General features: G+C 69.7%; 8 protein-coding genes. 3 read left to right on the top strand and 5 right to left on the bottom strand.

Annotated features, from left to right (window positions below; translation table 11 throughout):
- Positions 1–58: 58 nt before the first annotated feature.
- Positions 59–238: a DUF7455 domain-containing protein gene (locus A3CE_RS0136560; protein WP_020645063.1), complete on the top strand. Its 180-nt coding sequence runs from the start codon at positions 59–61 to the stop codon at positions 236–238.
- Between the two features lie 160 nt (positions 239–398).
- Here A3CE_RS0136560 and A3CE_RS0136555 read toward each other — a convergent pair whose 3' ends face one another.
- The 5 genes from A3CE_RS0136555 to A3CE_RS0136535 form a co-directional block, all read right to left on the bottom strand.
- A complete protein-coding gene (locus A3CE_RS0136555; RefSeq protein ID WP_020645062.1) occupies positions 399–1,580 on the bottom strand; it encodes an ROK family transcriptional regulator in 1,182 nt (393 codons plus the stop codon).
- An 11-nt stretch (positions 1,581–1,591) separates the two neighbouring features.
- Positions 1,592–3,058 carry a sugar ABC transporter permease gene (locus tag A3CE_RS0136550; protein WP_026469207.1) on the bottom strand — a complete coding sequence of 489 codons (1,467 nt, stop codon included), beginning with the start codon at positions 3,056–3,058 and terminating at the stop codon, positions 1,592–1,594.
- A 20-nt stretch (positions 3,059–3,078) separates the two neighbouring features.
- On the bottom strand, positions 3,079–3,852 hold the full coding sequence (locus tag A3CE_RS0136545; RefSeq protein ID WP_020645060.1) for an ATP-binding cassette domain-containing protein: 774 nt from the start codon (positions 3,850–3,852) through the stop codon (positions 3,079–3,081).
- A 90-nt stretch (positions 3,853–3,942) separates the two neighbouring features.
- The gene (locus A3CE_RS0136540; protein WP_020645059.1) at positions 3,943–5,079 is read right to left on the bottom strand and encodes a sugar ABC transporter substrate-binding protein; all 1,137 of its coding nucleotides are present in this window, start codon (positions 5,077–5,079) and stop codon (positions 3,943–3,945) included.
- 545 nt (positions 5,080–5,624) lie between these two features.
- Entirely contained in the window at positions 5,625–7,361 is a 1,737-nt protein-coding gene (locus tag A3CE_RS0136535) for a DEAD/DEAH box helicase (RefSeq protein WP_020645058.1), read from the bottom strand.
- A 237-nt stretch (positions 7,362–7,598) separates the two neighbouring features.
- Here A3CE_RS0136535 and A3CE_RS0136530 point away from each other — a divergent pair, with 237 nt between their 5' ends.
- Positions 7,599–8,753: a YihY/virulence factor BrkB family protein gene (locus A3CE_RS0136530; protein ID WP_020645057.1), complete on the top strand. Its 1,155-nt coding sequence runs from the start codon at positions 7,599–7,601 to the stop codon at positions 8,751–8,753.
- Between the two features lie 87 nt (positions 8,754–8,840).
- Positions 8,841–11,978, top strand: a complete 3,138-nt coding sequence (locus A3CE_RS0136525) for an efflux RND transporter permease subunit (protein WP_020645056.1) — start codon at positions 8,841–8,843, stop codon at positions 11,976–11,978.
- The last annotated feature ends 32 nt before the right edge of the window (positions 11,979–12,010 follow it).

Here is a 12,010-nt window from a genome sequence, read left to right as displayed (position 1 = left end):
TGGGCGTAGCTGGATCGATGGCACCGGGCAACCGGTGCCGGGACGGAGGGAGACCCCCATGACATCGCCGACGCTCACCCGCCCCGAACTGACCGCCACCGACCGCTGTGACCGGTGCGGAGCAGCAGCTCAGGTACGAGCCATCCTCAGCACGGGTGGCGAACTGCTCTTCTGCGGGCACCACGCCCGTGAGCACGAGGCCAAGCTCAAGGAACTGTCCGCCGACATCCAGCGGTAACACAGACGAGCGAAAGGCGGCCGGTGCGCACAGGCGCCGGTCGCCTTTCTGCATCTTGCAGATTGAGAATTATTGCGGTCAGGCCGCCGCTCTCCACGTGTCAGATATCACGGTACGGCCGCGAAAGGCCGAGATTCCGGACACGAAAGCAGACAGAAAATCAGACAGAATCCAGCACCACTTCGAACGCCACTTCCGCGGCGCCGAGCAGCTTCCCGTCGGCTCCCAGCGCCGAGCTGACGATCCGGGTCCCGCCGAACGCCCGGCTGACCAGGCTGCGCCGGCGCACCTCGGCGCTGACGTGCCGCAGCACCGCCTCCGGCAGCACCGTCAGCAGGTCGCCGAGGATCACCAGCTGCGCCCCCAGCAGGTTGACGATGTTGATCAGCCCCAGCGTCAGCCACTCGGCGAACTCCGCGAGCCGCGACAGCGCCGCCTCCGGGTCCCGGCCCAGTTCGCGCAGCTCGAACAGGATCGCGCCGCGCGGAGTGTCCTCGGCCAGCCCGAGCGCCCGGCAGAGCGCTGCTTCGCCGACCTCGGTCTCCCAGCAGCCGCTGTTGCCGCAGTAGCAGGGCCGCCCGTCCGGGCGGATCACCATGTGCCCGATCTCGCCGACGTAGCCGGCGCCGCCGCGCAGCGCCGACCCTTCGGCGATGACGCCGCCGCCGACCCCGACGTCGGCCGAGACGTACACCACGTCGGCCGCCCCGCGGGCCGCCCCGCGCAGGTGCTCGGCGACCGCGCCGAACTCGGCGTCGTTGCCGACCAGGATCGGGATCTGCAGCACCCCGCGGAGCCGCTCGCCGAGCGCGACGTCGGTCCAGCGCAGGTTCGGGGCCTCGTGCACGTGCCCGTCCAGCCGCCGGACGACACCGGGGACCGACACCCCGGCCGCCACCGGGGTCACGCCGAGGTCGTTCGCCAGGATGTTCGTCGACTCGATGATGTGGGTGATGACCTCGTCGGGCTGCCCCATCCGGCCGCGCAGGTTCCAGCTGTTGCGGCCCAGGATCTGGCCGCCCAGCCCGACCAGGGCGATCGCGACGTGCTCGACCTGCAGGTCGACCGCGAGCACGACCGCCGCGTGCGGCTGGGGCAGGACCAGGAGCGAGGGGCGGCCCGCCCCTCGTCCCGGCCTCGGCACCTTCTCCTCGACGACACCGGCTTCGGCGAGCCCGTCGACGAGGGTCTTGATCGTGCTCCGGTTGAGCCCCAGCTGCGTGGCCAGGGTCGCCCGGGTGCTCGGCCCGCCGACGTGCAGCAGGCGGAGCAGGGTCGTGCGGTTGTGCCGGCGCACCTCGTCCGGTCGCGCGACGGGTGAGCTGGACACGGGCTTGATCATCCCATGCTGGTTCAGCGCGCCGACGCAGCCGCGCGGCGCCGGGACAGCGCGTCGACCGTGGCGGCGAGCAGCAGGACCAGACCGGTGATGATGTTGACCACCGCGGCCGGCTGCTTGAGCAGGCCCAGACCGTTGATGACCACGGCGATGACCAGGCCACCGACGACGGCGTCGGAGACCCGGCCCTTGCCGCCGAACAGCGAGGTGCCGCCGATGACGGCCGAACCCACCGCGAACAGCAGGGTGTTCAGGCCACCGGACTGCGGGCTGACCGAACCGACCTTCGACGCGGCGACGATGCCGCCGATGGCCGCGACCGCGGAGCCGATGACGAACACGCTCGCCCGGATCTTCGGCACGTCGATACCGGCGCGGCGGGCGGCTTCCTTGTTGCCGCCGACCGCGTAGATGTACCGGCCGTACCTGGTCCGGTTGAGCACGTAAGTGCCGGCCACGAGCAGCACCAGCATGATCGGGATGACGTACGGGACACCCTCGATCGTGACGACCGCCTTGTTCGGCGAGCGGTTGATCGTCAGCAGCCAGGTGCCCAGCGCCGACAGCACGACGAGCGCGCCGACCTTGACCAGCACCAACGCCGTCGGCTGGACGACCAGGCCGCGCTGCAGCCGCTTGAAGTGGCTCAGCAGTGTGATCACCGCGAACCCGCCGGCGGCGACGACGAAGAAGATCCAGCTACCCAGGATGTCCAGGTTGCCGTTGGCGATCTTGTACAGGATGTCCGAGTTGGTGATGCCGATCGTGCCGCCCTCACCGATGAACTGCAGCAGGACGCCCTGCCACACGATGAACAGCGCCAGCGTCACGACGAAGGACGGCATGCCGATCTTCGACACCAGAAAGCCGGTGATGCAGCCGATCGCGGTGCCGACGCAGATGGACAGCAGGATCTCGAGCCAGGCGTTGGCGGGGACGCCGATCGCGACGATCAGCACGCCGATCAGCGAAAGCCCGGCACCGGCCCAGATCCGCTGGTAGGCCGAAAGCAGCATGGCCACGGCGAGGACGGCGATGAACGTGACGAACACGCCCGGCCCCAAGTTGCCCAGCAGGTTTCCATTGTGGACGTAGTGCAGCGCCATCACCGACGCGGCGGTACCGGACGCCACGCCGGCGGCGAGGTCGATCTCGCCGAGCAGCAGCACGAAGACGATGCCCATCGCGATGATGATCACGCCCGCGCCCTGCGGGAAGACGTTCGCGATGTTGGCCAGGGTGAAGAAGTTGTCCGACAGCGCGCTGAACAGGATGACGAGCACGAGCAGGCCGAACAGCGACGGCAGCGCGCCGAGTTCACCGGCCCGCAGGCGGGCGAAGTAGTCGCGGATCGCTTCGCCGGTTGACATCGATGTCGTGTCGATCCCGAAGTCGGTGATCGCCGCGGTGGGGTTCTGGGTCTGCGCGAGCGCTTCCGCGGCCGGCGTGTCGACCTCGTGCTTGGCAGGGGTTTCAGTCATTTCCGGTTCTTTCTTCCCGCTCACAGGACCACGGCTTCGGGCCGGGCCAGGCCGAGGTCACCGGAGCGACCCGCGGTGATCAGCTCCACGACCTGGCCGTGGGTGACGTCCTTCGTGTGCACCTCGGTGACGAGCCTGCCGAGGTAGAGCACGGCAATGCGGTCGGCGACCTCGAACACGTCGGCCATGTTGTGGCTGATCAGCACGACGCCGAGGCCCTGTTCGGCCAGTCGGCGGACCAAGTCGAGCACCTGCCGGGTCTGCGCGACACCGAGAGCGGCGGTCGGCTCGTCCAGCACGACGACCTTGCTGTTCCACAGCACGGACTTCGCGATGGCGACGGTCTGGCGCTGCCCACCGGACAGCGAGGAAACGGGCGTGCGGACGGACTTCACGGTCCGGACCGACAGGGAGGCCAGCGTCTCGCGGGCAGCCTTCTCCATGCTGGCTTCGTCCAGCTTCCACGAGTTGCCGCGCTCGCGGCCGAGGAACATGTTCTGGACGATGTCGAGGTTGTCGGCGAGCGCGAGGTCCTGGTAGACGACCTCGATGCCGAGGTCGGCGGCGTCGCGCGGGCCGCGGATGTGGGCGTCCTGCCCGTTGAACCGCACGGTCCCCGAGTCGTACGGGTGGATGCCGGCGATGCACTTGACGAGCGTCGACTTGCCGGCACCGTTGTCGCCGACCAGTGCGGTCACTTCGCCCGCACGTACGTCGAAGTCCACGTCGTGGAGGACGTGGACCGGCCCGAAGCTCTTGTTCAGGCCCTTGATCTCGAGAATGGGCTCACTCATGGATGGGCTTTCTCCTGGGTGGGGACCGGGCCGGGACGCGCCGTCGGGGTGCGCGTCCCGGCCCGGCTGTTCATGGGGTGTTGCGGGGGCTCAGGAGATGCCGAGCGAGGTGCACTTGGCGGCGAGGTCGCCACCACAGATCTCGGTCGTCTTCACGTAGCCCTGGGTCACGACGGTCTTGATGTCCTTCGCCAGGATCGTCGTCGGCGTGAGCAGCACGGACTTGATGTCGCGGTTGTTCTTCGGGTCGTGCAGCTTGCCGGTCGCGATGGCGTCGGCCCCGGCCTTGTCGCCCTTGACCAGTGCGGCGGCCAGCTTCGCGGTCGCTTCGGCCTCTTCCTTGATCGGCTTGAAGACTGTCATGTACTGCTCGCCGCGCATGACCGCCTTCAGGCCGTCGGCGGTGGCGTCCTGGCCGGTGACCGGGATCTTGCCGTTGAGGCCGTTCCGCTTGAGGACGGTGATGACCGCGCCGGCCAGGCCGTCGTTCGCCGCGACGACGCCGTCGACCTTGCCACCGTTGTTGGTGAAGATCTGCTCGAACGTCGTGCCGCCGAGCTGGTTGTCCCAGTCGTTGATCGGCTGCTTCTGGATCCGCTTCAGCTTGCCGGAGGTGAACAGCGGCTCGAGAACGGAATCCTGGCCCCTGGTGAACAGCGTGGCGTTGTTGTCGGTCGGGGCGCCCTCGATCTGGACGACACCCGCGCCCGCCTTGTCCTTCAGCGCGTCCGCCATGGCCTGGCCCTGCAGCTGGCCGACCTTTTCGTTGTCGAACGAGACGTAGTATTCGGCGCTGCCACCGAGGCTCGGCCGGTCGTAGTCGATGACCGGGATGCCCGCGGCCTTCGCCTTGGCCTCGACCGAGGCACCGACAGCCGGGTCGGCCGGGGCGATGATCAGGGCCTTGACACCGGAGCTGATGAAGCCGTCGGCCAGGGTGGCGAACTTCTGGGCGTCGCCCTGGGCGTTCTGGACGTCGGCGTCGAAGCCCTGCGCCGCGAGGGCGGCCTGCAGCATCGGCTTGTCGAAGGCTTCCCAACGGGCCGAGCTGGCGGTCTCCGGCAGGATGACGCCGACCTTGCCGTTGGCGCCGGCGGCGGCCGGGGCGGACGCGGAAGCGGAGTTGCTTCCCGTGCCCCCGCTGTTCGAACTGTTTGTACCGCAGGCGGTCAGCACCAGGCCGACGCTCACCGTGGCGGCGAGGAGGGTAAGGGTTCTGCTGCGCATCCTCGTTCCTTCCGGATCCAAGCATTGTGACGAGCGGCCGTCGGCATGTGCTTCGGGCCAGCGAGGCGGTGATCCGGAGAGGCCCGGCGCACCGTCGCGCATATGTTGTGGGCGACAACATATGCCGCTGAGCGGCTGCGGGGAAGATAGCTGGATCGATTAAATGACACCAATTGGACACGGTTCGGCAACACAGGCTGAAGCTCGCCCGGAAAGAGTAGGTCCACTGACGATGTGATCGCCAGCACTCACGGTAAGTTACATCGAGGTTTCATCAAGGCGTGACGTTAGGCCGGTCGTGTGCACCGAGCGCAACCCGTGGCGAATCCACGGCTCCGCGCCGGGATTGGTCGCCGACTTGCGAACTTCCGGCGACGAGGTGCCCCCGAGGCCATCCGGCGGAGGACGAAGAGGCAGCCCGCCGGTGACAGAGCGATACGCAGCGTCACAAGCCTGGCGGTGCGGTGACCCCGCCGTCCCAGGAACGGACGGTGATCACCGGAACTTCAGCCTCCCGGGCGACAGAGCGCTGGGACCGGCCGGCCTCACCAGGACCGCAGCGTCACGATCCGCTCTTCCAGCTGCTCGACGGTCGCCATCGCGGTCACCGGTCCCCCACAGACCCGCCGCAGCTCGTTGTGGATCGCGCCGTGCGGCTTCTTCGTGCGGTGGTGGTACATGCCGACCAGCGCGTTCAGCTCCTTGCGCAACGCCCCGAGCCGCTCGCTCACCGACTGGGAGCGGACCGGCTGCTGCGCCGGCTCCTCCTTCGCGGGCTTGCGGCGCTTCTCGTCCGCGACCTGCTCCGCCTGCCGCTTGCGCAGCAGGGCCCGGACCTGGTCCGGCTCCAGGAGCCCCGGCAGGCCCAGGTACTCCTGCTCCTCGTCGGAGCCTGAGAACACCGCCGTGCCGAACGAGTTGCCGTCGTAGATGACCTGGTCGAGCTCGGCCGAGGCGCCCAGCGACGTGAACGCCTTCTCCTCTTCGCCCGGCTCGTCCTCGGTGCGGTTGGCCTGGGCGAGGAGCTCGTCCTCCCAGCCTTCCTTCTCCCGGTGCGGCTTGCCGAGCACGTGGTCGCGCTGCGCCTCCAGCTCGCTGGCCAGCTCCAGCAGCACCGGCACCGACGGCAGGAACACGCTCGCCGTCTCGCCCTTCTTGCGCGCCCGCACGTACCGGCCGATCGCCTGGGCGAAGAACAGCGGGGTCGACGCGCTGGTCGCGTACACGCCCACCGCCAGGCGCGGGACGTCGACGCCTTCGGAGACCATCCGGACCGCCACGATCCAGCGCTCGTTCGTCTCGGAGAACTCCTTGATCCGCCCCGAGGCCTTCGGGTCGTCCGAGAGCACCAGTGTCGGCATCTCGCCCGAGAGGCGTTCCAGGATCTTCGCGTACGCCCGCGCCGACTCCTGGTCCGTCGCGATCACCAGGCCACCCGCGTCCGGCACGCTCTGGCGGACCTGCGACAACCGCGTGTCGGCGGCCTGCAGCACCGCCGGGATCCACTCGCCCGACGGGTCGAGCGCCGTGCGCCACGCCCGGGCGTTCTGCTCCGCGGTCAGCGGCTCGCCGAGCCGCGCGGTGAACTCCTCCCCCGCGCTCGTACGCCAGGAGGCCTCGCCCGAGTACGCCAGGAAGACGACCGGCCGGACCACGCCGTCGGCCAGCGCGTCCGCGTAGCCGTACGAGTGGTCGGCCTTGCTGCGCTGGAACCCGCCCGCGTCCGGCTCGTAGGTGACGAACGGGATGGCCGAGTCGTCGGACCGGAACGGTGTCCCGGTCAGCGACAGGCGCCGCACGGCCGGGGTGAAGGCCTCGCGGATCGCGTCGCCCCACGACTTCGCGTCGCCGCCGTGGTGGATCTCGTCGAGGATCACCAGCGTCTTGCGGTTCTCGGTACGGACCCGGTGCAACGTCGGGTGTGCCGCGACCTGCGCGTACGTCAGGGCGACACCGTTGTAGTCCGACGACGTGACGCCGGTGGTGTTGCGGAAGTTCGAGTCGATGGCGATGCCGGCCGCGGCCGCCGCAGCCGCCCACTGGTGCTTGAGGTGCTCGGTCGGGGTGACGATGGTGACCGCCTCGATCGTGCGGTCGCTGAGCAGCTCCGCGGCGATCCGCAGGCCGAACACCGTCTTGCCGGCCCCCGGCGTCGCCACCGCGAGGAAGTCCTTGGGCCGCTGCGTCAGGTACTTGGTGAGCGCCCGCCGCTGCCAGGCCCGCAGCGGGCGCGCGGTCGAGTCCTTCTCCGCGGGAGGTGCCCCGAGCTGCGTCTCCGTCATCGCCGGTCCTCCCCCTCGCTCAACTGCCTCAAGTGCTTTGACGTGCGGCTGTGACGTGCAAAAACCCTCACTGTGGTACCGACTTCGGTGTCGGTGACTGCGGTGAGGGCACTGGAGCGAGTCTACCGGCCGGGTCCGACAGTTCCCGGCACCGGCACGGGTGATGCCCGCCGACACGCCCGGCCGCAGGGGGTGTGACGAGCCAAATCAGCACCGATGGACCATGCTGGACACGTCATGGGTGAGGTGCAGCCGTCCGGAGCGACGAAGGTGGCCCGCAAGGGGCCGTGGCGTCTTCTCACGCGCACGTTCGCCAAGGCGTGGGAGGGCAACGTCTTCTCCGAAGCCGCGGAGGCGGCCTTCTGGCAGACGCTGTCCCTGCCGCCGCTGCTGCTCGGCCTGCTCGGCAGCCTGGGCTTCGTCGGCGAGTGGTTCGGCCAGGACGTGGTCACCGCGGTGCACGACCGGATCATCGGCTTCTGCCGGACGGTGTTCAGCGCCAACGCCGTCCAGGACATCATCGAGCCGACGGTGAACAGCATCCTCACCGTCGGCAAGGGCGAGATCGTCTCGGTCGGCTTCCTGATCTCGCTGTGGGCGGGTTCGTCGGCGATGTCGTCGTTCGTGGACGCGATCACCGTCGCGCACGACCAGTACGGCGTCCGCAACGACGTCTGGCAGCGGATCTTCGCGCTCCTGCTGTACCTGTGCGGCCTGGTGATCCTCGTGGTCGGGCTGCCGCTGCTGGCGATCGGCCCCGACCTGCTGCCGGAGTTCTTCCCGACGGCCTGGCGCCCGACCGTGACGTCGTGGGTGAGCAGGCTGTACTTCCCCGCCCTCGGCGCGATGATCACCCTCGCGCTGACCACGCTGTACAAGCTCGCCCTGCCGCGGAAGCTGCCGTGGCACCGCGGGCTGCCCGGCGCGGTGCTCGCCATGGTCGTGTTCCTGCTGTCCTCGGTCGGCCTGCGCGTCTACCTGAACTGGATCACCAAGACCGGCTACACCTACGGCGCGCTCGCGGCGCCGATCGCGTTCCTGCTGCTGATGTTCTTCATCGGGCTGGCCGTGGTCGGCGGCGCCTACTTCAACAGCGCGATCCAGGAGCTGTGGCCGGCCAAGGCGACCCGGCGGCAGCGGCGCAAGTGGCGGCGGCTGGAGATGGAACGCGCCGCCGAGCGGCTGCGCTCGGAAGAGGGCCGCAAGCTGTGGGAACGCTCGACCACGCCACTGCGGCGCCCGCGCACCGAAGACGTCTCCCCCCACGGTGCCGAGACCGCCCCGCCGTCCGAAGAGGACGAATCGTCACCCAGCGCGCCGGAACCGGCACCGAGCGCTGCCCAGGGTCGCGGGTCCACCGAAGGGACGACCCGGAATCCACCCTCAGACTGAGTCGCTCCTCAGCAACGTCGTGAAAAGCTCTCTCCGTCACTGACGCAGGCACCAGTCGCCGCGTCGTTTCCGAGGGGGTTCCACGTCATGTCCGTGCTGGCCAGATTGAGCCTGCGCAACCGAAGCCTGATCGGGCTGCTCGCGCTCGTGATCGTCGGCTTCGGCGCGTTCGCGCTGCCGCAGCTCAAACAGCAGCTGTTCCCGTCGCTGCAGTTCCCGCAGGCGCAGATCGTCACCGCGTACCCCGGCGCGTCGCCGGACGCGGTCGACCGGCAGGTCAGCGAGCCCCTCGAGGGCGGCCTGCAGGGCTTGAAGGGCCTGGAGCAGGTCACGTCGACGTCGTCGGACGGCGTTTCGCGGGTCGTCGCGAAGTTCGCGTTCGGCACGGACATCGACGCCGCCGTCTCGCAGATCCAGCAGGTGGTGAACCAGGTCCGGCCCCGGCTGCCGCAGAACTCCGAGCCCGCCGTGTCCGCGGGCAGCACCGACGACCTGCCGGTGGCGCTGGTCGCCGCGGGCACCACGGGAGATCCGCAGGCGCTCGCGCCCGCGCTGACCGACCAGGTCGCGCCGGAGCTGCGGAAGATCGAGGGCGTCCGCACCGTGACCGTCACCGGGGTGCAGCAGCCGCGCGTCACGATCACGCTCGACTACGCGAAGCTGGCCGCCGGGGGCGTCGACCCGGCGTCGATCGCCACGACGCTGCAGACCGCCGGCGCCGCCGTGCCGGCCGGCACGCTGACCGAAGGCGGCAAGACGCTGTCCGTCCAGGTCGGCGGCGGGCAGACCACTGTGGACACTCTCCGCAACCTCTACCTGACACCGAGTGCGGCCGCGCGGGCGGGCGGGCCGGCGCGCGGGCCGGTGAAGCTGGGTGACGTGGCCGACGTCCAGGCCGGGTTCGCGCCCCCGGCGTCGATCACGCGCACCAACGGCAAGGCGAGCCTCGGCCTGTCGATCACCATGGTGGACAACGGGAACGCGGTCGCGATCTCCGACGCGGTCCGGGACAAGCTGCCGGAGCTGGCGAAGAAGACCGGCGCCGAGATGAGCGTCGTGTTCGACCAGGGCACTCCGGTGAAGGACGCGATCAGCGGCCTGACCACCGAAGGCCTGCTCGGGCTGGCGTTCGCCGTCGTCGTCATCCTGCTGTTCCTGCTGTCGGTGCGCTCGACGCTGGTGACCGCGGTGTCGATCCCGTTGTCGGTGGTCGTCGCGCTGCTGGCGCTGTGGACCGGCGACCTGTCGCTCAACCTGCTCACCCTCGGCGCGCTGACCATCGCGATCGGCCGGGTGGTCGACGACTCGATCGTGGTGCTGGAGAACATCAAACGGCATCTGGCCTACGGCGAAGAGAAACAACGGGCGGTGCTCGACGGCGTCCGCGAGGTGGCCGGCGCGGTCACTTCGTCGACGCTGACGACCGTCGCGGTGTTCCTGCCGATCGCGTTCGTCGGCGGGTTCGTGGGCGAGCTGTTCTCGCCGTTCGCGATCACCGTCACGGTGGCGCTGCTGGCGTCGCTGCTCGTGTCGCTGACCGTGGTTCCCGTGCTGGCGTACTGGTTCCTGAAGCCGCCGGCGGTGCCGTCGGACGCCGTCGAAGCCGAGCGGGCGCGCGAGGCGGCCGTCGAGAAGGAACGCCGCGGCCTCCTGCAGCGGGCCTACCTGCCGGTGATCCGGTTCGCGACGCGGCGGCGGCTGACCGTCGTGCTGCTGGCGCTGCTGATCTTCGCGGGCACGGTCGGGCTCGCGACGCGGCTCAACACGAACTTCCTCGACCAGTCCGGCGGGACGACGCTGAACATGACGCAGAAGCTGCCGGCCGGCACCAGCGTCGAGGCGAAGGAAAAGGCGGCCACGGCCGTCGAGCAGGCCCTCGCGGCCGAGCCCGCGGTGCGGACCTACCAGGTCAGCATCGGCGGCGGTGGCACGTTCGGCTTCGGCGGCGGGACCAACACGAGCATCTCCGTCACGGTCGCCAAGGACACCGATCTCAATGCCCTGTCGGACCGCCTGCGCGGGAAGCTGACGTCGCGGCCCGAGCTGGGCGAGGTCAAGATCGGCGCGGACGCGTCCGGCTTCAACTCCGACCAGGTCTCGGTGACGGTCACCGCGCCGTCGGAGGCCGCGCTGAAGCCGGCGTCCGACCAGGTGGTGCAGGCGCTGCGCGGGGTGTCCGGGCTGACCGAGGTTTCGAGCGACCTGAGCGTCGGCTCGCCGCGGGTGCAGGTCGAGGTGGACGACGCCGCGGCTGCCGCGCGCGGGCTGTCGGCGAGCACCATCGGGCAGGTCGCCAACCAGGCGATCGCCGGCCGCACGGTGACGCAGCTGCCGGTCGGCGGGCAGCGCACGGACATCGTCCTGCGCGCCGGCACCGCCCCGGCGACGGTCGAGCAGGTGAAGGGCCTCCCGATCCCGGGCCCTGGCGGCGTCGTCCGGCTCGACGAGGTGGCGAAGGTGTCCACTGTGGACGGCCCGGCTTCGGTGCACCGCACCGGCGGTGACCTGAGCACCACGGTGACCGCCAAGAACACCGGCGACAACCTGAGCAAGACCACCGCGGACATCAAGTCCAAATTGGACGGACTGACCTTCACCGGTGGCGCGGCGTACTCGCTCGGCGGCGTCAGCCAGGACCAGCAGGATGCGTTCTCGAACCTGTTCCTGGCGCTGCTGGCGGCCATCGCGATCGTGTTCCTGATCATGGTGGCGACGTTCCGGAGCCTGATCCAGCCGCTGATCCTGCTGGTGTCGATCCCGTTCGCGGCGACCGGCGCGATCGGGCTGCTGCTGGCCACCGGCACCGCGCTCGGCCTGCCGTCACTGATCGGCATGCTGATGCTGGTCGGCATCGTCGTGACCAACGCGATCGTGCTGATCGACCTGATCAACCAGTACCGCGCCGACGGGATGAGCGTCGCCGACGCCGTCACCGAAGGCGGCCGGCGCCGGCTGCGGCCGATCCTGATGACCGCGGCGGCGACGATCTTCGCGCTGGTCCCGATGGCGCTCGGCATCACCGGCCAGGGCGGGTTCATCGGCCAGCCCCTGGCGATCGTGGTGATCGGCGGCCTGGTCAGCTCGACGCTGCTGACCCTGGTCCTGGTCCCGACCCTCTACACGATGGTCGAGACCCGCAAGGAACGCCGGAAAGCCCGCCGCGAGGCCCGCCGGACCCCGGCACAGGCCCCGGAGTCCGAGTCCCTCAACCCGGAACTCGCGTGATTTGAACCGGATCTCGCGTGATGGGGGCCGTA

The organism is Amycolatopsis balhimycina FH 1894 (assembly GCF_000384295.1).
In the GTDB taxonomy this organism is placed as follows: domain Bacteria; phylum Actinomycetota; class Actinomycetes; order Mycobacteriales; family Pseudonocardiaceae; genus Amycolatopsis; species Amycolatopsis balhimycina.
The sequence above is the reverse complement of the archived record's forward strand: the minus strand, read 5'-3'. Positions and strand labels throughout refer to the sequence as shown.

What these genes read in the sequence shown, in the direction of transcription:
- A3CE_RS0136560 (WP_020645063.1), top strand. Translation starts at nt 59, where the DNA reads ATGACATCGCCGACGCTCACCCGCCCCGAACTGACCGCCACCGACCGC.
- A3CE_RS0136555 (WP_020645062.1), bottom strand. Translation starts at nt 1,580, where the DNA reads ATGATCAAGCCCGTGTCCAGCTCACCCGTCGCGCGACCGGACGAGGTG.
- A3CE_RS0136550 (WP_026469207.1), bottom strand. Translation starts at nt 3,058, where the DNA reads ATGACTGAAACCCCTGCCAAGCACGAGGTCGACACGCCGGCCGCGGAA.
- A3CE_RS0136545 (WP_020645060.1), bottom strand. Translation starts at nt 3,852, where the DNA reads ATGAGTGAGCCCATTCTCGAGATCAAGGGCCTGAACAAGAGCTTCGGG.
- A3CE_RS0136540 (WP_020645059.1), bottom strand. Translation starts at nt 5,079, where the DNA reads ATGCGCAGCAGAACCCTTACCCTCCTCGCCGCCACGGTGAGCGTCGGC.
- A3CE_RS0136535 (WP_020645058.1), bottom strand. Translation starts at nt 7,361, where the DNA reads ATGACGGAGACGCAGCTCGGGGCACCTCCCGCGGAGAAGGACTCGACC.
- A3CE_RS0136530 (WP_020645057.1), top strand. Translation starts at nt 7,599, where the DNA reads ATGGGTGAGGTGCAGCCGTCCGGAGCGACGAAGGTGGCCCGCAAGGGG.
- A3CE_RS0136525 (WP_020645056.1), top strand. Translation starts at nt 8,841, where the DNA reads ATGTCCGTGCTGGCCAGATTGAGCCTGCGCAACCGAAGCCTGATCGGG.